This window comes from Nitrosomonas communis (genome assembly GCF_024102715.1).
Classification (GTDB): Bacteria; Pseudomonadota; Gammaproteobacteria; order Burkholderiales; family Nitrosomonadaceae; genus Nitrosomonas; species Nitrosomonas communis_B.
Map to the genome: position 1 here is coordinate 1 of NZ_JAGFJM010000014.1, position 1,958 is coordinate 1,958.

General features: G+C 44.8%; 2 protein-coding genes. One reads left to right on the forward strand and one right to left on the reverse strand.

Annotation, left to right across the window (positions count from 1 at the left end):
- The coding region (locus J5I83_RS02020) for an IS1182 family transposase (protein ID WP_304052901.1) at positions 1-1,577 on the forward strand (1,577 nt) is incomplete at its 5' end.
- A 150-nt stretch (positions 1,578-1,727) separates the two neighbouring features.
- On the opposite strand, the gene J5I83_RS02025 is transcribed toward J5I83_RS02020, so the two are convergent.
- The coding region (locus tag J5I83_RS02025; RefSeq protein WP_304052902.1) for a hypothetical protein at positions 1,728-1,958 on the reverse strand (231 nt) is incomplete at its 5' end.

Below are 1,958 nucleotides of genomic sequence, written 5' to 3' on the forward strand. Positions count from 1 at the left end.
GTTGTGCATGTTGCACAACTATTAAAATTAATCAAATCAGTTTATCTTGCTTGATGCAAGGACGCAAACCATTTGAAGAAAAACTCTTCACCAACTTCCAACTATCGGATCGGGTTCCGGTAGATAATATTTACCGGAGATTAAAAGAGTCACTGGATCTTCGGTTTCTCTATAAGCTCACCGCCCGGTATTACGGCACCGAAGGCCAGGAAAGCATTGACCCGGTTGTATTCTTTAAACTCATGCTGGTAGGCTACCTCGAAAATCTGGGCAGCGACAGACGCATAATCAGTACAGCCTCCCTTCGATTAGACATACTCTATTTTATTGGTTACAACATTGATGAACCCCTTCCCTGGCACAGCACGTTGAGCCGAACACGTCAGTTATATGGCGAAGAAGTATTCAAAGAACTATTTAAGCACGTACTAAAGCTGTGCATCGAGAAAGGTATGGTGTCGGGTCGCAGACAAGCTATAGACAGCGCACTCATCAAGGCCAACGCTTCGATGGACAGTATCGCAGAGAAAGAGATTATGGATGATGCCGAAGCATTTGCTGATGAACTGCAAATCAAAGGAGAAGATAAGCCGCAGAAAGTAACGGCCTACAAGAAGAAGAAAGTAGAAGAGCATCACCGCTGGAAAGCGAAAGCCTATGATGGGATGCCCGCCACCCGGTCGGCCAAATTCAAGGAAGAACATGCCGGAGATGAGAAGCGCCCGAAATTTCTCAGCAACCACACCCACTATAGCACCACCGATTCCGATGCACGCATCGCAGTAAAACCGGGCAAGCCCAGACAGCTCAACTACCTGGCTCAAACCTGCGTGGATACTGCCCATCATGTGATCACCCATATGGAAGCCTATCATGCCGACAAAAAAGACAGTCAATGTCTACCACAAATCCTAAAAGGATTAAAGGAAAATCTTCAATCCGAAGGCATTATAGTCGAACAAGTATTGGCCGACACCGGCTACAGCAGCGGAGCCGCACTCAAAGCGTTGGAACAGCAACACATCACCGGCTACATTCCTAACTTCGGACAATACAAATCCGAGCGCGAAGGCTTCACCTATCACAAAGAAGGCGATTACTACACCTGTCCTGAGAATAAGAAAGTGGAATTCAAAAAAATCAAAGACAACAATGGCTATGCCATGAAAGAATACCGCACCTCGCGGAAGGACTGCGCCAATTGTCCGTTACGGTCGACCTGCATTGGCAAGTCGTTCGAAAAAAGTATTCGCGATACCCTCGATAAGCCGTACTACGATCAAATGCATGAGCGAATGAAATCCTCATATGCACGCAAGGTGAAGAAACTCCGACAGAGCACGGTGGAGCCGGTGTTGGGAACATTGATCAATTTTCTGGCGATGAAACGAGTGAACACACGGGGCATAAAACTGGCCAACAAATGCATGCTCATGGCCGCCATTGCCTACAACTTGAAGAAGGCGATGAATTTTAAAAAGACAAGACCAATGACAGCCGTACTCGGGCTTTCAAGGGAGGCAATACAGCGGCTCTCTTCTTTATTTTTTCGATTTCCATTCTCAGTTCACACTTAACGAGACTGAAAAGTAAAAATCAGCCCTTCATCGCAGTTATCCACAGAGTTATGCACAAAAACGAAGGCAACTGATATTTTTCTGGATGATTTCAAAAAATATTTCTACCGAAGGGTTGTGCAGCAGCTACTGGTGTTGGCGGTAGATTTTTCATTCTACAATCTTTATTCCGTCAATGTCCATGTTATTTGGTCGGAGGTATTTTTCAATTACCTCGTCAACATTTTCAAAAACTTCTTCTTTGTCAAAGAGTAAATTCATTGTCGCCCCAGATACTTGTTCGTGTAAAATGTATTTAGTCCCGCGTTCTTCTATTACGAGCCCGTCATTATAGAATTTGGTATTGTCCCAAGAGTCAGTTATTGGTGGGAAAAATTTATG